Annotated in this window: 21 protein-coding genes; 14 read left to right on the top strand and 7 right to left on the bottom strand. The window is 66.8% G+C overall.

The window, feature by feature from the left end; translation table 11 throughout:
* Positions 1-270 precede the first annotated feature (270 nt).
* Genes FHJ30_RS03750 through FHJ30_RS03740 form a run of 3 tightly spaced genes read left to right on the top strand, consistent with a single transcriptional unit; the run spans position 271 to position 3408 of the window.
* Positions 271-939 (top strand): response regulator transcription factor, encoded by a 669-nt coding sequence (locus FHJ30_RS03750; protein WP_013599763.1) that lies wholly within the window; start codon positions 271-273, stop codon positions 937-939.
* Entirely contained in the window at positions 936-2390 is a 1455-nt protein-coding gene (locus tag FHJ30_RS03745; protein ID WP_139027914.1) for a HAMP domain-containing sensor histidine kinase, read from the top strand. The genes FHJ30_RS03750 and FHJ30_RS03745 overlap by 4 nt, the downstream gene beginning before the upstream one ends.
* Positions 2383-3408, top strand: coding sequence for a TAXI family TRAP transporter solute-binding subunit (locus tag FHJ30_RS03740; protein WP_171058904.1), 1026 nt, complete (start codon positions 2383-2385; stop codon positions 3406-3408). Before FHJ30_RS03745 ends, FHJ30_RS03740 begins: the two co-directional genes overlap by 8 nt.
* Positions 3409-3517: 109 nt before the next feature.
* On the opposite strand, the gene FHJ30_RS03735 is transcribed toward FHJ30_RS03740, so the two are convergent.
* Positions 3518-5032, bottom strand: a complete 1515-nt coding sequence (locus FHJ30_RS03735) for a helix-turn-helix transcriptional regulator (RefSeq protein WP_139027913.1) — start codon at positions 5030-5032, stop codon at positions 3518-3520.
* A gap of 149 nt (positions 5033-5181) precedes the next feature.
* Between FHJ30_RS03735 and aceA the strand changes: the two genes are divergently transcribed.
* Both aceA and aceB read left to right on the top strand, forming a co-directional pair.
* On the top strand, positions 5182-6513 hold the full coding sequence (gene aceA, locus FHJ30_RS03730; RefSeq protein WP_139027912.1) for an isocitrate lyase: 1332 nt from the start codon (positions 5182-5184) through the stop codon (positions 6511-6513).
* A gap of 91 nt (positions 6514-6604) precedes the next feature.
* Positions 6605-8257: a malate synthase A gene (gene aceB / locus FHJ30_RS03725; protein WP_139027911.1), complete on the top strand. Its 1653-nt coding sequence runs from the start codon at positions 6605-6607 to the stop codon at positions 8255-8257.
* Between the two features lie 298 nt (positions 8258-8555).
* On the opposite strand, the gene FHJ30_RS03720 is transcribed toward aceB, so the two are convergent.
* Positions 8556-9749, bottom strand: a complete 1194-nt coding sequence (locus FHJ30_RS03720; RefSeq protein WP_139027910.1) for a CynX/NimT family MFS transporter — start codon at positions 9747-9749, stop codon at positions 8556-8558.
* A gap of 141 nt (positions 9750-9890) precedes the next feature.
* Between FHJ30_RS03720 and FHJ30_RS03715 the strand changes: the two genes are divergently transcribed.
* Positions 9891-10850, top strand: a complete 960-nt coding sequence (locus FHJ30_RS03715) for a D-2-hydroxyacid dehydrogenase family protein (protein WP_139027909.1) — start codon at positions 9891-9893, stop codon at positions 10848-10850.
* A 6-nt stretch (positions 10851-10856) separates the two neighbouring features.
* Here the strand turns inward: FHJ30_RS03715 and FHJ30_RS03710 are convergent, their stop codons facing one another.
* Positions 10857-12065 carry an ROK family transcriptional regulator gene (locus FHJ30_RS03710; protein ID WP_139027908.1) on the bottom strand — a complete coding sequence of 403 codons (1209 nt, stop codon included), beginning with the start codon at positions 12063-12065 and terminating at the stop codon, positions 10857-10859.
* Positions 12066-12199: 134 nt separating this feature from the next.
* Here FHJ30_RS03710 and FHJ30_RS03705 point away from each other — a divergent pair, with 134 nt between their 5' ends.
* The 5 genes from FHJ30_RS03705 (at position 12200) to FHJ30_RS03685 (ending at position 16901) form a co-directional block, all read left to right on the top strand.
* Positions 12200-12967: a sugar phosphate isomerase/epimerase gene (locus tag FHJ30_RS03705; protein WP_139027907.1), complete on the top strand. Its 768-nt coding sequence runs from the start codon at positions 12200-12202 to the stop codon at positions 12965-12967.
* Positions 12964-14094: a Gfo/Idh/MocA family protein gene (locus FHJ30_RS03700; RefSeq protein ID WP_139027906.1), complete on the top strand. Its 1131-nt coding sequence runs from the start codon at positions 12964-12966 to the stop codon at positions 14092-14094. The genes FHJ30_RS03705 and FHJ30_RS03700 overlap by 4 nt, the downstream gene beginning before the upstream one ends.
* Positions 14091-15278 (top strand): Gfo/Idh/MocA family protein, encoded by a 1188-nt coding sequence (locus FHJ30_RS03695; RefSeq protein ID WP_139027905.1) that lies wholly within the window; start codon positions 14091-14093, stop codon positions 15276-15278. Before FHJ30_RS03700 ends, FHJ30_RS03695 begins: the two co-directional genes overlap by 4 nt.
* A gap of 1 nt (position 15279) precedes the next feature.
* Positions 15280-16275, top strand: coding sequence for a sugar phosphate isomerase/epimerase (locus FHJ30_RS03690; RefSeq protein WP_139027904.1), 996 nt, complete (start codon positions 15280-15282; stop codon positions 16273-16275).
* A 92-nt stretch (positions 16276-16367) separates the two neighbouring features.
* On the top strand, positions 16368-16901 hold the full coding sequence (locus tag FHJ30_RS03685; RefSeq protein WP_139027903.1) for a GNAT family N-acetyltransferase: 534 nt from the start codon (positions 16368-16370) through the stop codon (positions 16899-16901).
* A gap of 18 nt (positions 16902-16919) precedes the next feature.
* Here FHJ30_RS03685 and FHJ30_RS03680 read toward each other — a convergent pair whose 3' ends face one another.
* A complete protein-coding gene (locus FHJ30_RS03680) occupies positions 16920-19058 on the bottom strand; it encodes a glycogen debranching N-terminal domain-containing protein (RefSeq protein ID WP_139027902.1) in 2139 nt (712 codons plus the stop codon).
* Between the two features lie 59 nt (positions 19059-19117).
* Positions 19118-20179 carry a glycosyltransferase family 4 protein gene (locus FHJ30_RS03675; protein WP_139027901.1) on the bottom strand — a complete coding sequence of 354 codons (1062 nt, stop codon included), beginning with the start codon at positions 20177-20179 and terminating at the stop codon, positions 19118-19120.
* A 225-nt stretch (positions 20180-20404) separates the two neighbouring features.
* Between FHJ30_RS03675 and FHJ30_RS03670 the strand changes: the two genes are divergently transcribed.
* Both FHJ30_RS03670 and FHJ30_RS03665 read left to right on the top strand, forming a co-directional pair.
* A complete protein-coding gene (locus tag FHJ30_RS03670; RefSeq protein ID WP_139027900.1) occupies positions 20405-21103 on the top strand; it encodes a DsbA family oxidoreductase in 699 nt (232 codons plus the stop codon).
* 57 nt (positions 21104-21160) lie between these two features.
* Complete coding sequence (locus FHJ30_RS03665; protein ID WP_139027899.1) at positions 21161-21811, top strand: TetR/AcrR family transcriptional regulator; 651 nt, start codon at positions 21161-21163, stop codon at positions 21809-21811.
* Between the two features lie 67 nt (positions 21812-21878).
* Here FHJ30_RS03665 and FHJ30_RS03660 read toward each other — a convergent pair whose 3' ends face one another.
* Both FHJ30_RS03660 and FHJ30_RS03655 read right to left on the bottom strand, forming a co-directional pair.
* The gene (locus tag FHJ30_RS03660; protein ID WP_139027898.1) at positions 21879-22553 is read right to left on the bottom strand and encodes a LytR C-terminal domain-containing protein; all 675 of its coding nucleotides are present in this window, start codon (positions 22551-22553) and stop codon (positions 21879-21881) included.
* Entirely contained in the window at positions 22546-22845 is a 300-nt protein-coding gene (locus FHJ30_RS03655) for a type II toxin-antitoxin system VapB family antitoxin (RefSeq protein ID WP_139027897.1), read from the bottom strand. The genes FHJ30_RS03660 and FHJ30_RS03655 overlap by 8 nt, the downstream gene beginning before the upstream one ends.
* A gap of 147 nt (positions 22846-22992) precedes the next feature.
* Between FHJ30_RS03655 and FHJ30_RS03650 the strand changes: the two genes are divergently transcribed.
* A complete protein-coding gene (locus FHJ30_RS03650) occupies positions 22993-23922 on the top strand; it encodes a hypothetical protein (RefSeq protein WP_139027896.1) in 930 nt (309 codons plus the stop codon).
* The last annotated feature ends 100 nt before the right edge of the window (positions 23923-24022 follow it).

Raw genomic sequence — 24022 nt, 5'->3', positions numbered from 1 at the left:
ATGGTTCCTCCTCGACGTTGAACGTCCCCTGGAAGCCTGGGGACCCCACTAAAGCTATTGGTGAGCCAGCGCACAGCCCAAGCGGAAACGGATTTCCTAACACTTCCTTAGGTTTTCCCCGGAGGTGGTGTGCCTCGCTAGTCCTGGCCGGCGGTGGCGTGCCGCGCTCCCGACCCCGCGGAAAACAGGCGGAAGGGGTAACCTCCAAAGGCAGGCAGGGGAAATCGCGTCCCTGGCTTCGGAAGCCGCCCAACGGAACAGGAACTGGCAATGGATGTGCTGATCGTCGAGGACGACGACGCCATGGCATCCGCCCTCGGGGCGGCCGTGGTTTCCGCCGGACATACATCCGCCAGGGTTTCCCGGGGCGCCGATGCACTCCTGGAACACCGGCGCTTCGGCGTGATCCTGCTGGACCTGGGACTGCCCGACATGGACGGCCTGGAGGTACTCCGGAAGCTTCGGCAGGTCACGGACGTTCCCATCCTCATCCTCACAGCGCGCGACGACGAACGCAGCGTGGTCCTTGGCCTCCGTTCCGGGGCGGACGACTACCTCGTCAAGCCGGTAAAGCTGGTGGAGCTCCTGGCCCGTATCGAAGCCGTCACCAGGCGGGCCGGCCGCGCGCCCGGCAACGCGCAGCGGCGGATCGTGCTGGGGGAACTCGAGGTGGACCTCGAACGCCGCCTGGCAGTCCTCGGCGCGCACGTGCTCCCCCTGACCGCCACGGAATTCGATTTGCTGGCCCTGCTGGCCAGCCATGCGGGGTCAGTTGTGACCCGGGAACAGATCCTGGACGCCCTGTGGGGCGATGCGTTCCTGGCCTCTTCGCGGTCACTGGACGTGCACCTGACCGGGCTCAGGTCCAAGCTGCAGCTGCCGGGGTTCATCATCAACGTCCGCGGGGTCGGCTACCGGGTCGAGGCGGGCCCTGCGTGAAGCTCCGCGTCCTCGGGATCCTGAGCGTCCTTTCCATCCTCCTGGTGCTCATCGCCTCCAATGCCCTCCTGGCGTCCGCCAGCCGGGAACTCACCCAGGAACTCCAGATCAACAGGGCAACTGCCCTCAACAGGCTGGCGCAGGTGGCGTTCGACGCCGGCACGGAGGGAGGTGACTCCACCCAACTGCAGGCCGAAATGGACAGGTACTCCGAGCTCTATGCGGAAGGAGTCCTGATCCGGCTCCAGCAGGGCACCCTGCGCTCCGGTGGCCTGAGCGAGGACCGGGCAGATGTGCGGAATGCCCTGGCCAGGGCCAGCCTGAACCTGAATGACACCACCCTGGCGCCGCTGCAACCGTTCGGCACAGGCTCCGAGGTGATCTCCCGCTCGTTTGGAAGCGCCAGCCAGGTGCTCGGCGCGGCCGTCCTGGAAGTCAACCAGGACGCTGCCCGGCAGAAACTGCGCGAACGGTGGCTCGGCGTCGGACTGGCCGCGGCGGCCCTCACGGCGATGCTCCTCATCGGCGCGGCCCGGGTGACCCGCTGGGTGCTGCGCCCGGTCCACCGCCTCAACGCCGCCGTCGCCGAACTTGAAACCACCGGCAGGAGCAGCCGGCTGCCGGAAGAAGGGCCGCCGGAGCTGCGGGAACTGAGCCGTTCGTTCACGGCGATGGCACAAAGCGTCAGCGACAGCATCGAAGCGCAGCGCCAGCTCATTGCGGACACCTCCCACGAACTGCGCAACCCAGTCGGCGCCCTGCGGCTGCGCGTCGACTTGCTGCGGCTGGAACTGGAAACCGACCGGGAAAAGGCCGCCGCATCCGCCGTCGAGACTGAACTTGAAAGGGTGGAGGAGATCCTCGACGGCGTCCTCAGGCTCGCCGCCGCAGAGCACCGGGCCTTCGAGGGCTCCGCCGGCACACCCGGTGGCGCGCCTTCCCGGCGGCACCGGCCGCCCATTGATCCGGTCCCTGTCCTGCAGGAAGAGGCCGAACGGGCAGGAGCTGCCGCGCGCCGTGCCGGCGCCTTCATCGACTTCCGCACGCCGCCCGGGCAGCCGGCGCTGATTGCCTGCGACGCGGGAGACCTTGCGCAGATGGCCGGGGAACTGCTGAACAACGCGATGAAATATGCCGGCCGGGCACGGATATCAGTTGCCGTCCGTGTACGCGGCGCCGCCGTGGTGATCGAAGTGTCCGACGACGGGCCAGGGCTTTCGTCCGAGGAGAGGACAGCTGCCACACAGCGCTTTTGGCGCTCACCGAAGCACCGGGACGTGAGCGGCAACGGCCTTGGCATGACCATCGTCGAGAAGCTGGCGGCAGCCAACGGCGGACGCCTGCTGCTCCGAGAGGCACAGCCGCACGGCCTGGCGGCGTTCCTCGAATTTCCCCGGGTCCCTGAAAGCCAAGGCCCTGCAGCCAGGGGACAGGAGGCGCCGCATGCCTGACTTTCGCCTTAGCCCGCCGTCGAGGCGTGAAGCCCTCAGGGCCGGCGTGGCCGCAGGGCTTGCTGGACTGCTGCTGCCGGCGCTTGCCGCCTGCACCCAGGAGGACAGCCCGGACGCTGTCACTGTTGCGGGCGGCGAACCGGGCGGCTTCTACCTGGAGTTCGCCACCCTGCTTGCCGCGTCCCTGCAGCGCCACGGCGTGGCCCGGCATGCCACTGCGCTGACCACCGGCGGCAGCCTGGACAACCTCGGGCTCCTCGTTGGCGGGCAAGCCACGTTCGCCGTCGCCCTCGCTGATGCCGCCGCGCAGAGGGAAGCAGGGAAGGGCCCGTCCGACGCCGGCATTACGGCCCTCGGACGGGTGTACGAGAACTACGTCCATTGCGTGGTCCGGAGGTCCAGCGGCATCCGGGGCATTGCGGAGCTGGCCGGCAGAACGGTGGCTGTGGGCGAGCCAGGTTCGGGGACGTCCCTCACCACTCCCCGTCTCCTTGAGGCTGCCGGGCTTGGTTCCGTCGCCGCCGGCGGCGGGGACGGGGACGCAAGTGCGGATGCCGGACAAGCCGTCACCGTCCTGAACCTGGGACTCAATGACGGCCTCGCGGCGCTGCGCGAGGGGTCAGTGGACGCCCTTTTCTGGTCCGGGGGCGTTCCCACGGCCGCCATCGCGGCGGCCCATGACGACGTGGGCCTCAGTTTCCTGGACCTTTCCCCGTTGCTGCCGGCGCTGCGGTCGAAGTACGGCGTTTTCTATGACCGGGTCCTGATTCCGGCGGGAGCCTACGATGGGGTCCCTGCCGTCTGGACGGTGGGGGTGACCAACCTGCTGCTGTGCCGGGGCGACCTGGACGCCCGCACTGTGAAACGGAGCGTGGAGCTGCTGGTGGGCCACGCGGAGGAGCTCATCCCCCGCTCGAGCCTGGGAGTCCAGTTCCTGAGCCCGGATTCCCTGATCAACACGGCCGGCATTCCGTTGCACCCGGCGGCGGCGGACGCTTACCGCGAGCTGCACGGGTGACCCAACGCTCTCTCACTTAATGCGGTAAACCCAAGGACGCTCTCTCACTTTCCTGAAGAAAGTGAGAGAGCGTCGCGTGAAAACCGCATCAAGTGAGGGAGCGTCGCGGTCACGCTCCTGAGTGCGCCTGCAGGAAGCTGTACACCTCGGTTTCATCGACGCCGGGGAAGGCGCCTGGAGGCATGGCTGCGAGCAGGTGCGAATGGGCGCGCGCCGACGGCCAGGCGTTGCCGGCCCACTCAGAGGCGAGCTCGGCGGGCGGCCGTTTGCAGCAGTTCGGATCCGGGCAGGTGGATTTCGCCCGCGCGGTCGTTTCCCGCCCGCGGAACCATTTGACGTGCTGGTACGGCACGCCGATGCTGAGCGAAAACTCGCCGCTGGCGGACCGTTCGGTGCGGGCGGTGCACCAGTACGTCCCCGAAGGCGTGTCCGTGTACTGGCTGTAGGCGCTGAACTTGTCCGGGACGTCGAACACTGCCCGGGACGTCCAGGCCTTGCACGACGGCTGGCCCTCGATGGCGCCGGTATGGTCCTGGGGAAACGCCACGCCGTCGTTCTCGTATGCCTTGTAGATGATCCCGCTCTGGTGCGTCTTCTGGAAATGGGTGGTGATGCCCAGATGCTGGGTGGCCAGGTTGGTGAACCGGTGTGCCGCGGTTTCGTAGGACACCGCAAAGGCATCGCGGATATCCTCCACGGCGATTTCCTTGGCAGCCTTGGCTTTCTGCAAAAAATCCAGGGTTGCCTTTTCCGGCAGCAGGAGGGCTGCGGCAAAATAGTTCGTTGCCACACGCTGGGCCAGGAAGTCGCCGTAGTTCTTCGGGGTTTCGTGCCCCAGCACGTAGTGGCCCAAGGCCTGGAGCAGCACCGAACGGGGGTCGTGGTCCTGGCGCTGGTTCTGGGTCAGGTAAATTCTGCGGTTCTTCAAATCCGTGACTGACCGGGTGGAATGCGGCAGGTCGCCAACGTGGTGCAGGGTAAATCCGAGGTTCTCGGCGATGTCCGCGATGACGTGCTGGCTGAGCGGCCCGGTGGTGTAGCCGACCCCCTTGAGTACCTTTTGCGCCTCGGCCTCGTATTCCGGGAAGTAGTTGCCGCGCTCGCGCATCATGGCCCGCAGCTCACCGTTCGCACGGCGTGCTTCCTCAGGGGTAGCCACCTGCTCGTTCATCTTCCGCTCCAGCTCGTGCAGCAGCCCCACCTGGGCCTCCAGCACATCCAGCGGCAACCGCGAGCTGATGCGGATCCTGGGCAGGTTCAGCGTCCCGTAGAGCGAGCTGCGCTGATAACGTTCCAGCTCGATCTCCAGGGCGGCCCGGCGGCTGGGCGGTTCGGCGCCAAGCAGTTGGTCGATGCCGACGTTCAGCGCCGCAGCAAGGTGCTGGAGCAGGGTCAGCTTCGGTTCGCGCTTGCCGTTCTCGATCAGGCTCAGCTGGCTGGGCGCGGTGCCGACGGCGGCGCTGAGGTCATCGAGGGTCAGTCCCGCCTGCTTGCGGAGATGGCGCACCCGGCGGCCCAGGCTAATGACGTCCAGTCCGGCAGAGGCTGCGGACGGTTGGGGCGGTGCGGCTTCGCGGTTCCAGCTTCCAGGCGACATTTCTAAAGAATACGTGAAGAACTGCATTTCTTTCCAGCATTTTTCTCTAGAAAGCCTCTTGGAAGTGCGGAAAAGTAAGGGTCACGGAAAGAAACACCGCACCGGAAAAGCCGGTGGGAACCTCAACGACGCGGTTCCCACCTACCACCTCCGGAGCTCAATCAAGGAGATCAACGATGACTGCAGCATTTGAGCCCACCCAGCAGACGCCCGACCAGCAGGCCGCCGCCCTGGAGCTCGAGTGGGCCGCCAACCCCCGCTGGGAAGGTGTGACCCGGGACTACTCAGCCTCCGACGTCGTCCGCCTCCGCGGCCGCGTCTCCGAAGAACACACCCTGGCCCGCCGCGGTTCGGAGAAGCTGTGGAAGCAGCTCACCGAGGAGCACAAGACCGGCGGCTACACCAACGCCCTGGGCGCCCTCACCGGCAACCAGGCCGTGCAGCAGGTCAAGGCCGGGCTGCGGGCCATCTACCTTTCCGGCTGGCAGGTCGCCGCGGACGCGAACAACTCCGGCCACACGTACCCGGACCAGTCGCTCTACCCGGCCAACTCGGTCCCGACGGTGGTCCGCCGGATCAACAACGCCCTCCTCCGGGCGGACCAGATCGAGTTCTCCGAAGGCATCCAGACCGTCGAGGACTGGCTGGTCCCGATCGTCGCCGACGCAGAGGCTGGCTTCGGCGGCCCGCTGAACGCCTATGAGCTCATGAAATCCATGATCCAGGCCGGCGCCTCCGGTGTTCACTGGGAGGACCAGCTCGCCTCCGAGAAGAAGTGCGGCCACCTGGGCGGCAAGGTGCTGATCCCCACCCAGCAGCACGTCCGGACCCTGAACGCCGCCCGCCTCGCGGCCGACGTCGCCGGCACCCCGTCCGTGGTCATCGCCCGCACGGACGCCGAGGCAGCCACCCTGATCACGTCCGACGTCGACGAGCGGGACCAGGAGTTCATCCTCCGCGAAGGGGGACAGCCGGTCCGCACCGCCGAGGGCTTCTACAAGGTCCGCAACGGCATCGAACCCTGCATCGCCCGCGCCAAGGCCTACGCCCCCTACTCGGACCTGATCTGGATGGAAACCGGCACCCCGGACCTGGAACTGGCCCGCAAGTTCGCCGAAGCCGTCAAGGCAGAGTTCCCGGACCAGATGCTCTCCTACAACTGCTCGCCGTCGTTCAACTGGCGCAAGCACCTGGACGACGCCACCATCGCGAAGTTCCAGCGTGAACTCGGCGCCATGGGCTTCACGTTCCAGTTCATCACCCTGGCCGGCTTCCACGCCCTGAACTACTCGATGTTCGACCTCGCCCACGGCTACGCCCGGGAAGGCATGAGCGCCTACGTCGAGCTCCAGGAGAAGGAATTCGCCTCTGAGTCCCGCGGCTACACCGCAACCAAGCACCAGCGCGAAGTCGGCACCGGCTACTTCGACGACATCGCCACTGCGCTCAACCCGAACGCATCCACCCTCGCACTGGTCGGATCGACCGAAGAGGGCCAGTTCCACTAATTCTTCCCAAGTAAGTAGCGCTAAGTGTCGTTTTGGAGGCTCAAAACGACACTTAGTGCTACCCAGTTGGGCCATGCACCAGGAGACTGAAATGAACAGCTTCACCGATAGCTTCACGATCAATGGCATTACCCTCACCGCGCAGCCCGTTTGCCGCCAGCAGGAGGTGCTGACTCCGGATGCCTTGGCATTTATTGCCAAGCTGCACAGGGCGACGGCGGCCCGGCGGCAGGAACTGCTGCAGGCCCGCCGCAGCCGCCGGGGTGCCATCGCCTCGGGGCAGGACCCGCGGTTCCTCCGCGAAACCGAGCACATCCGCAACGACCCGTCCTGGCGCGTCGCTCCCCCGGCCCCCGGGCTGGAGGACCGCCGGGTGGAGATCACCGGGCCGGTGGACCAGAAGATGACCATCAACGCCCTGAACTCCGGCGCCAAGGTCTGGCTGGCGGACATGGAGGACTCCTCCACCCCCACCTGGCGCAACGTGATCAAGGGCCAGCTGAACCTCACCGACGCCCTGGAACGCCGGATCGACTTCACCACCCCCGAGGGCAAGGAATACAAGCTGAAGCCCGCCGGCGAACTCCCCACCATCGTGGTCCGGCCCCGCGGCTGGCACCTGCCCGAAAAGCACATGCTGATCGACGGCGAACCGATCGCGGGCGGCATCGTGGACTTCGGCCTGTTCTTCTTCCACAACGCCCGCCGCCTCCTGGCCCAGGGCAAGGGCCCGTACTTCTACCTGCCCAAGATCGAGAACCACCTCGAGGCCCGGCTCTGGAACGACATCTTCATCCTCGCCCAGGACCTGCTCGGTATTCCGCAGGGCACCATCCGCGCCACCGTGCTGATCGAAACCATCACCGCGGCCTTCGAAATGGAGGAGATCCTCTACGAACTGCGCGACCATGCCGCAGGCCTGAACGCCGGACGCTGGGACTACATCTTCTCCCTGATCAAGAACTTCCGCACCCGCGGCCCCCGGTTCGTCCTCCCGGACCGCGGCCAGGTGACCATGACCCAGCCCTTCATGCGCGCCTACACGGAGCAGCTGGTCCGGGCGTGCCACAAGCGCGGCGCCATGGCCATCGGCGGCATGGCTGCGGCCGTCCCCAACCGCAAGGACGAGGCAGCCAACGCCAACGCCTTCGAGAAGGTCCGTGCCGACAAGACGCGCGAGGCCAACGACGGCTTCGACGGTTCCTGGGTGGCCCACCCGGACCTGGTTCCCGTCTGCCGCGAGGTGTTCGACTCCATCCTGGGCGAGAAGCCGAACCAGCTGGACCGCACCCGCGAGGACGTCACCCCGGACGACCGCGAGCTCATCAACGTGGCCGCCACAACCGGAACCATCACCGAACAGGGCATCCGGAACAACATCGAAGTGGGTATCCGTTACATCGAATCCTGGTTGCGCGGCAACGGCGCCGTCGCCATCCACAACCTCATGGAGGACGCCGCCACCGCCGAAATCTCCCGCTCCCAGCTCTGGCAGTGGATCTACGCCCACGCCATCACGGACCACGGCGAAATCATCACCCACCACTGGGTGGAGGAGCTCCTCGATGAGGAATTCGCACGGCTGGAACGCTTCGACGGCGACCGGTTCGAGGACGCGCGGGACATCTTCGAGGAGGTCACCCTCGGCCAGGACTTCCCGTCCTTCCTCACCCTCCCCGCCTACGCGCGGTACCTGACGGAGGCCCGCGAAAAGGCAACGGTCGAGGAGCTCGCCGCGGCGTAGCCTCTGGCTCAAGACTTCCGTCCGCCGGGCCGGCACGCCCTTCCGCAACAGGCACCTCCGAAATCCGGAGGGCCGGCCCGGCGACGGAGCACCACCCCTCCCGGTGCCACCCGGACGCTCTATCACTTAATGCAGAAAAATCCGGATCGCTCTCTCGCTTTCCCCAAGAAAGTGAGAGAGCGACCTCTAATTGCCGCATTAAGTGAGAGAGCGTCCCTTGTGTCCGGCAGTAAGTGAGCGGGCGACGGCAGGGAAGGGAGGGCACGACGGCGGCGGGTCGCAACGGCGGCGGGTCGCGTCAGCGGCTTTTGGGCACCTTCCGCACGGAGAGGGTGGTGGTGAGGAAGAACGTCAGCACGGACGCCAGGATCAACAGCATCGGCACCGTCCAGGAACCGGACAGCCCGTGGAGGTAACCCAGCAGCGGAGGAGCAGCCGCGCCGATCGCATAACCGGCGCCTTGAACCACGGCGGACATCTTCCCCGCCGACGCCTGGTCCCGCGCGAGCTTGATGATGGCAATGAAGATCAGCGTGATGCCGCCACCCTGGGCTACGCCGCCCAACGAGCACCACAACCACCAGAATTCCGGCGTCAGCAACAGTCCCAAGGGGACCGTCAGCCACATCAGGCCCAGTGCCACCGCCACCGTCGTTGTACTGGTGAACCGTGCCGCCAGGGGAACACCCAGCCCACCGGCAATTGCGAGGATCTGGAACAGCGACGATCCGGCCCCGGCCGCCGCCGGCGCCATTCCCAGCTCGTCGGCCAGGATCGTCGGGAGCCAGGCTGTTACGCCGTAATAGGAGAAGGCCTGTCCGGCGAAGCCCGCGGTCAGGCCCGCCGTCGTCCACCGAGCACCGTCCACCGGCGGCAACCGGGTGCCGGCGCCGTCGTCGGGGGAAATGAAGAAAGCCCGGCGTCCGCCCACGGCGAGCGTCCAGAAAACGACGGCCACCACGGCCAGGACGGCAACGGATCCCAGCGCAAACCGCCAACCGGCCAGGCTGGCCAGCGGCGCCGTGGCCACCGAGGTCAGGAACGAGCCGATGTTCAACGCCGCGGTGTAGATGCCCATCGCGGTCCCCTGCCGGGCCTGCCCGAAATCGCGGCGGATGATCAGCGGCACCGCGATGTTGCCCACGGTGATGGCCAGGCCAATCAGCACCGTTCCGGACACCACCAGGACGGGCCCTCCCGCCGAACGCACCAGGACCCCGGCCAGAACGCCGAGGATGGTCAGCGTCACCGCGAACTCGGCACCGAATTTCCGGGCAGCCAGGGAGGCCAGCGGGGCGGCAAGGGAGAAGCACAGCACCGGGATGCTGGTCAGGAGCCCCAGCAGGACCGGCGAGAAGTTGAGCTCCGCCTGCATCAGGTCCACTACGGGCGCAACCGCCACAAAAGGGCCGCGCAGGTTCAGTGCCAGCAGGCCTATGCACGCCAGCAGGATCCAACTGTTGGGAATCCGGGCGAGGATCCGGCCGTTCACGGGGCCAGGAACCGGTGTGGGGGGAGTTTCATCACTCCCATTGCTATCACGCCGGACGGGGCAGGGGTTTCAGGAAAGGCCGGAACCCGCTGCCTTACGATGAACATCACGCCAAGGTTACCCAGGACGAAGGACACCGCCATGAAGCACCGCCTCGCCATCCTCGACGACTACCAGGATGTTGCCCATGGCTTCGCGGACTGGGCGGCCCTGGAAGCGGAGGGCGTGACCACCATGGCCTTCCGTGAACCCTTCGCCTCCCCGGAGGCCCTGGTGTCCGCGCTGGCGGACGTGACTATGGTGGTGGCCATGCGTGAGCGAACCGCATTTCCGCGGGCGGTACTGGAAAAACTTCCAACCCTGCAGCTCCTGGTGACCACCGGGATGGCGAATGCCTCAATTGACGTGGCCGCGGCTGCCGAGCAGGGCATCACGGTATGCGGCACCCCGGGCTCGCCCACGGCCGCCCCAGAGCTGACCTGGGCCCTGCTGCTGTCCCTCGCCAGGAACCTGCCGGCCGAAGAGAACTCCCTGCGGGCAGGGTCCTGGCAGACAACGGTTGGCTTCGAGCTGGCGGGCAAGACCCTGGGCGTGGTGGGCCTTGGCAAGATTGGCCGCCGGATCGCGGCGTACGGGCAGGCCTTTGGGATGGAGGTCCTGGCCTGGAGCCAGAACCTGACGGCCGCGGCAGCGGAGGAGGCCGGCGCCCGCCTGGTGTCCAAGGAGGAACTCTTCCGCCTGGCGGATGTTGCCACGCTGCACCTGCGGCTCTCCGAACGTTCCGAAAACACTGTGGGCGAGCAGGAACTGCGGCTGCTGGGACCTGAGGGCGTCCTGGTGAACACCGCCAGGGGCCCGCTGGTCAACCAGGACGCGCTGCTGAAGTCCCTCGCCGAGGGCTGGATCCGCGGGGCTGCGCTGGATGTGTTCGACCAGGAACCGCTGCAGGCGGGACACCCGCTCCTCGCAGCCCCCAACACCGTCTTGTCGCCGCACCTCGGCTACGTCACGCGCGAAAGCTACCGGCAGTTCTACGGCGGCGCGTTCGAGGACGTGACCGCCTGGCTGGCCGGCGCGCCCGTCCGGGTCATCAGGCCGTAGCAGGAGTCAGCCCGTTGCCTGCAGGGTTGCTTCAACGACGGCGGGCGAAAGGACGTGCTGGGTCACCAGCTGGCTGGCGCCGAGGATGGCGGACTGGTCCCCGGCACGCGACAGTCCGATCCGTAGCTGCGACGTTGCGAGGGGCAGCGAGCGCCGGTACACAACTTCACGGACGCCGGCCACCAGGTACTCTCCCGCGCCCCCGATGCTGCCGCCGACCACGATCACCGACGGATTCAGGAGATTCACCACGGTGGCGAGCACATCGCCCACATCCCGTCCGGCCTGGCGCAGCGCGTGGATGGCTTCCGGGTTGCCGTGTGCCGCGAGGGCGGCCACGTCGGGCCCCCGGGCGGCGTCCAGTCCCGCGCTGCGCAGTGCCGCGGCGATCGCCGGTCCTGATGCGAGCGCTTCCAGGCAGCCGTAGTTCCCGCAGCGGCACAGGACGCCGTCACCCCGGGGGACGCGGACGTGACCGAGGTCCCCGGCCGTGCCGTTGGCGCCGCGCTGCAGCTCGCCGCTGCTGATGATGCCCGCGCCGATGCCGGTGGCAACCTTCACGAACAGGAAATTGTCTTCCTCCGGCCAGTGCGCCGTACGCTCCCCCAGCGCCATGATGTTCACGTCATTGTCCACCAGCACAGGGACCGGCAGCGAGCGCTGGACGAACCGGACGACGTCAAAACCGTCCCAGCCCGGCATGATGGGCGGCTTGACGGGCCGCCCCGTGCCGTGCTCCACGGGCCCCGGAAGGCCAATCCCCACCCCCGCCAGCTCCGCCATGCCCCGCGACGCCGACGCCAACAGTTTCGCTGCCTGGCGCACCACGAGCCCCAGGACCTTCTCCGGCCCGTCCGCCACCTGCTGGTCCAGCCGGCGTTCAGCGAGCACCGACCCGCCGAGGTCCGTAACGGCCACGGCCACGTGCGTCGCCCCGACGTCCACGGCGAGTACCACCCTGGCGTCCGGTTTGAAGGCAAAGCGCGACGGCGGCCTGCCGCCACTGGAGCTTGCCTCACCCGCAGGACCAACAAGCCCGGCGGCCACCAAGGCGTCGATGCGGGCGGCCACGGTGGACCTGGCCAGCCCGGTAGTCCCGGCGAGCTCGGCACGCGTGCGGGCCTTGCCGTCCCGGAGCAACTGGAAGATGTCCCCGGCACGTCCCTGCGCTGCCAACGGCTCAGGAGCAGCCCGGTGGCCGGCGGTCTTGTTCATAGGACATAGATAGCAGACTTATTTATGTCACGGCAACAACTTTTGCTTGACGCCCGGCAAAAGTGCTCCTAGCTTTGCAGGTAGACCCTTAATCAAAGCCCTCGCCACCACGTCCAAGCACCGGGAGAGACCCCTTGTCCTACTCAATCCAGCTTTACACCCTGAGGAATGCCATCCAGGAAGACCTGGAAGGAACCATCCGGAAGGTCGCGGAAATAGGCTTTACGCAGGTGGAGCCCTACAACTTCGTCGCCACTGCCAAGGAACTCGGGGCCGCCCTGAAGGAACACGGCCTGACGGCGCCGTCCGGCCACGCCCCTCTGCTCAGCCAGGACCAGGACGAAATCTTCGCGGCGGCCAGGGACCTGGGTATCACCACCGTGATCGACCCCTTCATCCCGGCTGAGCGCTGGCAGTCGGCCGAAGACATCCAGGAAACCGCCGCCGGACTCAACGCAGCAGCCAGGAAGGGCGCCGGGTACGGCATCCGGGTTGGCTACCACAACCACCAGTGGGAGCTTGAGTCCACCATCGAAGGCCGGACGGCCCTGGAATACTTCGCCGACCTCCTTGATCCGGAACTGGTCCTGGAAGTGGACACCTACTGGGTGGCCGTGGGCGGGCAGGATCCGGTGGACATCCTCACCAAGCTCGGGGACCGGGTAAAACTGATCCACATCAAGGACGGCCCCCTGACCACGGATACCAAGGCCCAGCAGCCGGCCGGGCAGGGCAAGGTCCCGGTCCTGGAAGTCATCGCCGCGGCGAAGTCCCTGGAGGTGGGCGTGGTGGAATTCGACGACTACGCCGGGGACATCTTCCAGGGCATCGCCGAGAGCCTCGCTTTCCTCAACAACACCGGAAACAACAATGCCTCGAGCAACGCAGGAGCCAGCGCATGAGCACCCCCTCCATCAGCAAAGGCCCGGTGGGCGTCGGCGTCATCGGCGCAGGCAACATCAGCAAGCAGTACCTGGACAACCTCACCACGTTCCCCGACCTCAAGGTCCTCGTCGTCGCGGACCTCTTCGAGGAGGCGGCCGAAGCACGGGCGAAGGAGTACGGCATCCCCGAGTGGGGCGGGGTGGACAAGGCACTCCACCACCCCGACGTCGAAATCATCGTGAACCTGACCATCCCCGCAGCCCACGTCGAGGTGGCCACCGCCGCCGTCAACGCCGGCAAGCACGTCTGGACCGAAAAGCCCTTTTCCCTTGACCGCGAATCAGGGCTGGGGCTCCTCAAAACCGCCGACTCCGCGGGCATCCGCCTGGGCTGCGCGCCGGATACGTTCCTGGGCGCCGGACTCCAGACCGCGCTGCGCCTGATCCAGCGCGGCGACATCGGCACACCCCTGACCGGGATGACTACGTTCCAGACGCCCGGCCCGGAGTCCTGGCACCCCAACCCGGCCTTCCTGTTCCAGTACGGCGCCGGCCCCCTGTTCGACATGGGCCCCTACTACCTCACCACGCTGGTCCAGGCCTTCGGCTCCATCCGCAAGGTGGCCGCCGTCGGGTCCAAGGCCAAGGACATCCGCGTCATCGGTTCCGGTCCCAAGGCCGGCGAGGAATTCACGGTGGAAGTCCCCACGCACGTCTCAGCCATGGCGCAGTTCGAAAGTGGCGCGTCCTCCCACAGCGTCTTCTCCTTCGAATCCCCCCGCACCCGGATGGGCTTCGTGGAAATCACCGGGACGGAGGCCACCATTTCCTTGCCGGACCCCAACAACTTCGACGGGGACGTCAGGCTTTGGCGCGCAGGGGACGAGGACTGGACCACCATCCGGGCCACCGGCCCGGCGAACGGCCGCGGCATGGGCGTCCTGGACATGGCCCGCTCCATCCGCGCCGGCGTCCCGCACCGCGCCACCGGCAGCCTGGCCTACCACGTGCTGGACGCCATGGTCTCCATCTCGGAATCCATGGACTCCGGCACCTTCGTGGACGTTGAAAGTACCGCACCGGCCTCCGCCCCCCTCCCCGAGGACTGGGCACCGGAAACACTGACGCTGGGAGAAGGCGCATGAGCAACGAAACAAACCAGAGGCCCATGGGCGTAGCGATGATCGGCTACGCCTTCATGGGCAAGGCGCATTCCAACGCGTGGCGGAACGTGGCCAGTTTCTTCGACGTCCCGGCGTTTGAGCAGAAGGTCCTGGTGGGCCGCGACGCCGCCGCGGTGGAAGAAGCGGCCGCGAAGTACGGGTGGGCGGAAACGGCCACCGACTGGCGCACGGTCCTGGACCGGGATGACATCCACATCATCGATGTTTGCGCGCCGGGCTGGATGCATGCGGAAATCGCCATCGCCGCCTTCGAGGCAGGCAAGCACGTGCTGCTGGAGAAGCCGCTCGCCAATACCCTCGCGGAGGCAGAAGCCATGACCGCTGCAGCCCAGGCCGCCCGGGCCAGGGGGGTCCAGTCGATGGTGGGGTTCAACTACCGCCGGGTCCCGGCCCTTGCCCTGGCGAAGGAGCTGATCGCCGAGGGCAGGATCGGCACGGTCAGGCACGTCCGCGCCGCCTACCTGCAGGACTGGCTCGCTGACAGCCAGGCGCCCATGACCTGGCGGCTGAGGAAGGAAACAGCCGGCTCCGGGGCACTGGGCGACATCGCCAGCCACGCCATCGACCAGGTGCTGTTCCTGCTGGGAGCCGAGGTCACCGAAGTCTCCGGCCGCGTCCACACTTTCGTGGGCCGCCGGCCCGGTGCCAACGGCCTGGAGGACGTCACGGTCGACGACGCCGCCTGGGCATCGCTGTCCCTCACCTCCGGAGCAATCGCCTCAGTGGAGGCCTCCCGGGTTGCCACCGGCCGGAAGAACTCCCTGCAGATCGAGGTTTACGGCGATCAGGGCGCCATCCGTTTCGACCTGGAAAACCTCAATGAGCTCGCGTTCCTGGATGCCACGGCGCCGGCCAGGGAGCAGGGATTCCGGCGGATCCTGGTCAACGAGCCCGAGCACCCGTACCTCGAGGCGTGGTGGCCGCAGGGCCACATCATCGGCTGGGAGCACACCTTCACGCACGAGGTCCGCGACTTCCTGCTGGCCGTCGGCTCCGGAACCGCGCCGTCGCCGTCGTTTGAGGACGGGCTTGCCGTCCAGCGCATCCTGGACGCCGTGGAGGAATCCGCCGCCGCGAAAAGCGCCCTCATCCAGCTGGCCCCCGCCAACCCGGCCGCCGCCACCAACCAACCAGAAGGAGCCTGACATGCCCCGCCCGTTTACCCTGTTCACCGGCCAGTGGGCCGACCTGCCCTTCGAAGAGGTGGCAAAACTGGCGTCCGGCTGGGGCTACGACGGCCTGGAAATCGCCGTTTCCGGCGACCACCTGGACGCCTGGCGCTGGGACGAACCCGGCTACGTCGAGTCCAAGCTGGCCGTACTCGAAAAGTACAACCTTAAAGTCTGGGCCATCTCCAACCACCTCAAGGGCCAGGCCGTCTGCGATGACCCCATCGACTTCCGCCACCAGGACATCGTCGGAGCCAAGGTCTGGGGCGACGGCGATCCCGAAGGCGTCCGCCAAAGGGCCGCCGAGGAAATGAAGCACACCGCACGGCTCGCCAAGGCGCTCGGCGTGGACACTGTCGTCGGGTTTACCGGTTCCTCCATCTGGCAGTACGTGGCCATGTTCCCGCCCGTCCCGGAAAAGGTCATTGAGGCCGGCTACCAGGACTTCGCCGACCGCTGGAACCCCATCCTGGACGTCTTTGATGAATGCGGGGTCCGCTTCGCCCACGAAGTCCACCCGTCCGAGATCGCCTACGACTACTGGACCACCGTCCGCACCCTGGAAGCGATCGGGCACCGGGAAGCGTTCGGGCTGAACTGGGACCCCTCCCATATGATGTGGCAGGGCATGGACCCCGTCTCCTTCATCTGGGACTTCAAGGACCGGATCTACCACGTGGACTGCAAGGACACCAAGATCCGCCAGACCGGCCGCAACACCGTCCTGGGCTCCCACCTGCCTTGGGGCGACCCGCGCCGCGGCTGGGACTTCGTCTCCGCCGGCCGCGGCGACGTCCCCTGGGAAGCCTCTTTCCGAGCCCTGTCCGCGATCGGCTACGACGGCCCCATCTCCATCGAATGGGAAGACGCCGGCATGGACCGCCTCCACGGCGCCCCCGAAGCCCTCGCCGCCCTCAAAAGGTTCGACTTCCCGCCGTCGAGCACGTCCTTCGACGCCGCCTTCAAGCAGTAGGCCGGAGAGTATTTCCAGGTATGCAGGCTTGGGAGGCCATAAACCCTGCATACCTGGACAAAACCCGGAGCGCGGGGGCATAAAATCCCTGCATGACCTCCTCCATCCGCACGGCAGTAACGGACGACGCCGGGGCGCTGGCCGCGTTGGCAGCGGTCACCTTTCCGCTGGCATGCCCGCCGTCGGCGTCGCCTGAGGACATTGCGGCGCACCTGGCGAGTACCCTCAGCGAACAGCACTTCCGAAAGTACCTTGCTGACCCGGACATCACTGTGCTGGTGATCGACGGGGACGGCGGCCTTCAGGGCTACAGCCTCCTGGTGAACCGTCCTGCCGCGGATCCTGACGTTTCCTCGGTGCTGACGGTGACGCCCTCGGTGGAGCTCAGCAAGTGCTATGTGCATCCCGGGCACCACGGCCTGGGCGCCGCCGCGGAGCTGATGCATGCCAGCCTGGAGGCGGCAGCCGGATCAGGCGGGGCCGGTGTGTGGCTCGGGGTCAACAGCCAGAACGCCCGGGCCATCCGTTTCTACGAGAAGTCAGGGTTCCGCAAGGTGGGCACCAAGTCCTTCCGGCTGGGGAACTCCGTGGAACACGACTTCGTGCTGGAGCGTGCCCTTCCGTGACCGGCGGCACCGGGCCTGTCAGGCGTAGTTGGGCGGGTAGGCCAGGGGCGGGCGTGGTTCGGCCACGAGCTTGAGGCCGGGCGGCAGCCCCTCCACGGTGCCGTGGGTCCCGGACGCCCGGATGGTGATCCGGGAGGTGTCCAGGAGCACGTTCTCGGCCTTGAACTCGCCCACGTCCTCCGGCAGGATCGGCGCCAGGTGCACTACTCCGTGCGTGAAAACGGGATCGAAGCGCAGCAGGGCACGCACCAGCTGCACCGGCGCCGCCGCCGCCCACGCCTGCGGCGAGCAGGCGGTGGGGTATGCCACTGGCCCGGAGAATTCGCCGCGGTCAAAACCGCAGAACAGTTCGGGCAGCCTGCCGTCGAAGTGCTCGGCGGCTTCAAAGATACCGGTGGCAACCCTGCGCGCTTCCTCCACGAACCCGTAGCGCATCAACCCGGTGGCCACCAGGGCCGAGTCATGCGGCCACACGGAACCGTTGTGGTAGCTCACCGGGTTGTAGGCGCCCATGTCGGAGCCGAGGGTGCGGATTCCCCAGCCGGTGAACATCTGCGGGGACATGAGGTGCTCCACCACGGACGCAGCCTTGTCCTCGTCCACGATGCCGTTCCACAGGCAGTGCCCCATGTTCGACGTGCATGCATCCACCGGACGCTTGTCCTTGTCCAGTGCCACGGCGAAGTAACCCTTGTCCGGCAACCAGAACTTCTCGTTGAAGGCAGTCTTCAAATCCGCGGCGCGTTCAGCCCAGTGCTGTTCCAGGGCGCGGTCGCCGCTCCAGCGGGCCAGCAGCGACCGGCCCACGTAGGCGGAGTAGACGTAGGACTGGACTTCGCAGAGGGCAATGGGCGCCTCGGCCATGGTCCCGTCCGCAAAGTTGATGCCGTCCCAGGAGTCCTTCCATCCCTGGTTGACCAGTCCGTGGTCGTTGGGCCGGAGGTACTCCACGAACCCGTCGCCGTCGCGGTCCCCGTATTTCTCGATCCACTCCAGCGCCCGGTCTACGTGTGGCACCAAAGGCTCCACCACATTCCGCGCCAGCCCCCACCTGCTTAGTTCGCCAACAAGGGCGGCAAACAGCGGGGTCGCATCGGCGGTGCCGTAGTAGGCGGTGCCCCCCAGCGCCAGCCCCGCAGTGACGCCCAGCCGCAGTTCATGCGGGATGCGCCCCGGTTCCTCCTCGGAGTCAACGTCCACTTTCGTCCCCTGGAGGCCCGCCAAAGTCTGCAGCGTCCCGGCCGCCAGCTTGGGGTCGACCATCAAGCTCATGTAGGAGGACAGGATGGAGTCCCGGCCGAACAACGCCATGAACCATGGGGCCCCTGCCGCCACGGCCACCCGTTCCGGATGGTGCGGATCAAAGATCCGCAACGACCCCAGGTCGCTTTGGCTGCGGTTCAGGAGGGCCTGCAGGTTGGCGTCCGAAACGGTGATCAGCGGGACGTTCTGCTCCCAGTGCCGGAGCCGGCGGGCCCCTTCCCGATGGTGCGGCAGCCCGTCCTCGCTGAAGGCTTCGGCGGGCGCCTCACCGTTGATCAGGGGGACCACAATGATGCTGGTGGCCCACTTGCCGCGCGGCGGAATGGTGGCCCGGAAGCGGAGCCCGTCCGTGCTGACGTCGGCGCCCCGGGCCCGGACAGCCGTTCCCCGCTGTTGGCCGTTGCGGGCGCTTTCGATCACCAGCTGGCCGTCGCGGACCGTCCGGACAGCCTCCGCATGCTTGGAGGTGCGGCCCACCTTGACGTCGAAAAGATCAGCCTGGTCCGCACCCACCAGCAGCTCGATGTCGCAGTCCACGGACTCCCCCGAGTAGTTCTCCAGCGTGATGTCGTCCTGCAGGCCTGGGCCGATGTGGCGGTTCTGCCGGACCACCAGCGGGCTGTCGAACCGGCCGTCCGGCCACTGGGCCCTGCCCACGAAGGTGGCTTCGAAGGGCTTGGGCCGCTGTGCCGCCAGCGGTTCACGCAAGGAGCCGTTAACCCGGAGGATCCAGTGTGAAATGATGCGCGTGTCCTGGTAGAACGCACCGTTCGTACCGGTGTCGGCACTGATGTCCCCGGTCCCGGAAGAAATGCAGAACGAGGATCCTTCCACCACCGTCACCGAACCGGATTCGGATGCGGCGGCCTCGGTGTCGGCGTTCCATGCAGTCAAGGAAGGACTCCTTAGGTTAGCGGCGGGATCCTGCGGGGATCGGGAGACCGCCCGCCCCCTTAAAGATTCTGGTGCAAGCCGGGCGCATCCGGAACCCCTGCAGGCACACTGCCTCCAAGAAGCTCGGCATACAGCCGTAGGTGGTCGTCCACCATGCGTTCCTCACTGAACCGTTCTTCCACTGTCTTTCGGCACACGCTCCGGTCCAGGCCTGCTGCTGCCTGCACGAAGCCGGCCAGCTGCCCCGTGTCCCCGAGGTATCCCGTCCGCCCGTGGTCGATAATCTCGCGCGCTGATCCTATGGACGTCCCGATCACCGGCGTGCCTGTGGCAAGGGCCTCGATCATGACCAGGCCGAATGGTTCCGGCCATTGGATAGGGTTCAGGAACGCCAGCGCTTCGCCCATCAGCTTGTATTTGGCGGCATCGTCCACCTCCCCCACAAAGTCCTCGTTGGGTCCCAGGATTGGTTCGATGACCTCACGGAAATAGCGGATTTCTTCCTGCTCGCGCATCTTGACGGCAATCCTCAGCGGCATTCCTGCCTCGCGGGCTACATGGACGGCCTCCAACAGGCCCTTATCAGGGCAGGACCTCCCCACGAAGCACAGGTAGCCCCCACTTCCGGAACCCACCGGCACGGAGGAAAGGGCCATTCCGTGATGGATGACGCGCGTGACAGGCACCTCGGGGGCACGCGAACACTGGTCACGGGAGATGGCGACAATAGCGGCCCTCCGGGCTATGGCGCCGTAAACGTCCTTCGCTTCCGCATTGAGCGGCCCGTGGACTGTGGTCACCACGGGGATACGCTCCGGCCGCTCCGAATACAGCGGGCCGGCCAAAGTGTGGTCATGGATGATGTCCACGTCAGCCAGGCCGGCATACGAACGGGCCACGTGGCTCAGTTCGGAAAGCGTAAGGCTCAACTCCCCCGGAACCGATGGCCGCATGCCCGGGACTATGGGTACGGGACAGGTGCTGTCAGACGGCGCCGCCAACAACACCTCATGCCCGGCAGCAGCGAAGCCCCTGGCAAGGCTGTCCACTACTCTTTCTGTTCCGCCGTACGTTTTGGGCGGGACCGTGATCCACGGTCCTGCAACCAGTCCTATCCTCATCCCTGTCCTCCAGGAAAATGACAGGCCAGGCTCCCCCAGTGGGCCGGGCACCTTACCCAGCGGACCAGCTTCGGTCCGCGCGCTTCGGAGCGTGCTGCCCCAAGGGCATTTGCTTAGCCCACCATCTGACTATTGCCCAGATACCCGTCCGGGACAAGACCCACTGTGGGGCATCTCATAACGGACGCCCGGAATGGCAGCGAGTGTCCCGCTGTTCCCAACAGCATGAAGATTGAGATCTGGTCCGACGTCGCCTGCCCGTGGTGCTTCATTGGCAAGCGGCGCTTCGAAGCTGCACTGGCCGCTTTCCCGCACCGTGAGTCCGTGGATGTGACCTGGCGCAGCTACCAGCTGGACCCCACCCTTCCCGAGCACTACGACGGCACTGAACTGGAGTACCTGAGCTCCCGCAAGGGCATCCCCGCGGAGCGGGTATCGCAGATGTTCGGCCACGTTGCCGAACAGGCGAAGGCGGAAGGCTTGAATTACCGGTTCGACGCGGTGGTGGTGGCCAACAGCTTCACCGCTCACCGCCTGATCCACCTTGCCGCTGCCCACGGCAAGCAGGACGAGGCCAAGGAACGCCTGCTCAGTGACCATTTCGAACATGGCAAGGACATCGGCAGCCGGCAGTACCTGGCGTCGCTCGGCGTCGAGCTCGGCATCGACCCCGCTGAAGTGGATGAGCTCTTCACCACCGACAAATACGCGGACGCGGTCCGTTTCGATTTCGAGGAGGGGAGGTCCCTGGGCATCAGCGGCGTCCCGTTCTTCGTCATCGACCGGAAGTACGGACTCTCCGGGGCCCAACCCGCGGAAACTTTCACAGCCGCCCTCAACCAGGCATGGCAGGAAGCCAATTCCCTGGTCCTGGTCAACTCCGGTGACGGGGAGGCCTGCGGACCGGACGGCTGCCCGGTCTAGGAAAGCGCGCGAGGAACGGGCAGGACGTTTACTGACACATAGCGGTAAAGTGTCTGTATGCCCAGGATTTCAGCGGCCAGCAACGCCGAGCAGCGAGCGGACACCCAGCGCCGCATCCTCACGGCCTTCGGCGAACTCCTTTTTTCCCATGGCCTGCCGGGCCTGACCATGACGGATGTGGCACGGCACGCGGGCGTGGGCCGGACCGCGGTCTACAACTACTACGCGGACATCGAAGAGCTGCTGATTTCCTACGCCCTGGATGAGACTGAAAAGTTCCTCGCGGAACTGCGGGACTCGCTGGGCCAGCTGGACAACCCCGTGGACAGGCTCGCGCTGTACGTCCGCGCCCAGGTGGTGGACCTTAGCCGCCGCCACCTCCCGCCGGGACCCGCCATGGGAGCTGTGCTCTCGCCGTCGTCCTTTGCCAAACTCGCCAACCACGTGGGCGAACTGAGCATCATGCTGCAGGGGATCCTGCGGGACGGAATGGAGCAGGGCTACCTGCCCGCGGCGGATGTCAACCAGCAGGCCCAGCTGATCCTGGGCACCCTGTCCTCCAGCGCGGCCCGGGGCAGCGACGAGCCCGCCGAGCTGGAGGCGCGGGTGGCCCGGACGGTGCGCTTCATCCAGCTGGGTGCGGGGGCAAGGTTCGACGACGACGGCCGCCCCGTCCGGCTGGCCCCGCTTCCCGCGGTGGCCGGCTGAGTTGCCCTACCACTGACGGTCCCCATCCGGCCGGTCCAAGGGCAGAATCTGACAGCGCAACGGCGCCTTAAGGCGTTGGTGCGGCCGACGGGATGACGGGCCATTTGTCGTCGTCGGCAATGCGGCGGCTTTCGCGCGGACAGGCCAGCTTCCCGGGCGTCTGGTCAACGAGCTCGGGCGGGGCCAGCGCCTTGTAGTCCTGGGAGAGGATCACGTCCACGCTTCCGTCTGTCCTGCTGTCCTGGAAGTAGTCCGAACCGGGCAGGTTGCGCTGGACACTGAAGGCGGCGGCCTGCCCGGCTGCCCCGGAAACCACGGCGGCAATGCCACGGTAGCCGGCATCGATGTTGGACACCGCGCCCACCACGAACTTCCGGGCCAGGAACTCATCCGCCACTGCGCGGGCAAGCCCGGGCCTGCTGGTGGAGTTGTAGACGTTGAGGTTGATCTGCTCGTGGGGGGTGTAGTCAAAGGTGGCGGCCGGGCAGGTGGAGATGGCTTGTTCGGCCGGCGCTGTGGCGGGAAACTTCAGCCGTCCGTCGATGATGGCCACCGCGGTAATGATGGCCGCCACGATCAGGCCGATAAGGAGGACCAGGACCACCCCGTGCAGCGCCCGGCGCCGCACGCGGGCGGTGTCGTCGGCGTCGCGGGCCGCCTCAAAGGTGGCCCGCAGCTCGGGGCCGGTGACAACGCGGTGGCCGTGGAGGATGCTGGAGTCCTGCTGCTGCTTCCTAGCCATCGAGCACCAGGACGCGGGCGTGGATTGCAGTGCGCTGGTGCAGGGCCGTGCGGACGGCGCGGTGCAGCCCGTCCTCCAGGTACAGGGTCCCCTGGTACTGCACCACGTGCGGGAACAGGTCACCGAAAAAGGTGGAGTCCTCGGCCAGCAGGGCTTCCAGGTCAAGGGTGCGCTTGGTGGTCACCAGCTCGTCCAGCCGGACCGGCCGGGGCGGAAGCGATGCCCAGTCCTTGGGCGTGGTGTAACCATGGTCGGGGTAGGGGCGGCCCTCGCCCACAGCTTTGAATATCACCTTGCCACACTAGGCATCCTGCACGCCCAGCGAAAGTACCCGGCCGTGCCTCCTGCAGGTTGTGGCCAAACAGTGACCATGTGTCACACGCTGAGCCCGATGGCCGCCGGAACAGCCCGCCCCGGGCGCTGCTGACAGAATAGAAGCATGACAGCATCCGAGTCCCCCGCCGTGTCCACACCAGGAGTCCACGCACGCGCTACGCCGCCGCTGGCACTCCTGCTCGACGTTGATGGCCCGGTGGCGAGCCCGGTCACGCGTGATGTGAAGCGGGACATCATCGATGACCTGGTGGCCCTCGCCGCCGCCGGGATACCTGTAGTTTTCAACACCGGGCGCTCGGACGCCTTCATCCGGGAACAGGTGATGGAACCCATGATCGCCGCGGGGATTCCGTCAGGCACCATCATCCACGCCGTCTGCGAGAAGGGCGCCGTCTGGTTCAGCTACACCGCAGCGGGTCCGGGCCCCATCCACGTGGACCGCGAACTCGCCGTGCCGGCAGCCTACGGGGACGACATCCGGCGGATGGTGGCGGAGGACTACGCCGCACACATGTTCTTTGACGAAACCAAGCGGGCCATGGTGTCCGTGGAGCAGCACATCGAGGTGCCCAGCGCCGAGTACCTCGCCGAGCAGAAGCTTTTCGACGCCGACGCCATGGACCTGATGGCCCGCCACGGCATGGGAGTGGTGCGGTTGGACCACCATGCCCCCAATTCCGACGACGAGGTGGACTACCGCGTGGACCCCACCATCATTTCCACGGACATCGAGTCCGTGCGGCTCGGGAAGGACCTGGGGGCCAGCCGGGCAGTGGAACTGCTCGCGGCACAGGGCATCACCCCGGAGGCCTGGCGGACCGTTGGCGATTCGCGCACGGACTACGCCATGGCCGACTGGCTCCACCACAACGACCATCCGGTCAAGCACGTGGATGTCCGGCCCGCGGACGGCATCCCGGAAAAACCCTACGCAGTCCTCACGGCCCAGGACCTGGGGCTGGCCCCGTCAGTAATCCACGACGACGCCGGCGGCGCTTTCCTGCGCAGCTGGCGGGAGGCGCTGGGCGCCTGAGCCCCTTCCGGGCATTGGCTGCCCGCAACCTGCCGTTTCACGGGCGGGGCTATCATGCACATAGGAACGCTAACTATTACGCAGCACGGAGACCACCATT

The organism is Arthrobacter sp. BB-1, from assembly GCF_006151685.1.
Taxonomy (GTDB): domain Bacteria; phylum Actinomycetota; class Actinomycetes; order Actinomycetales; family Micrococcaceae; genus Arthrobacter.
Note: the sequence above shows the minus strand (reverse complement) of the source record. Positions and strands in the feature narration are given on the sequence as shown.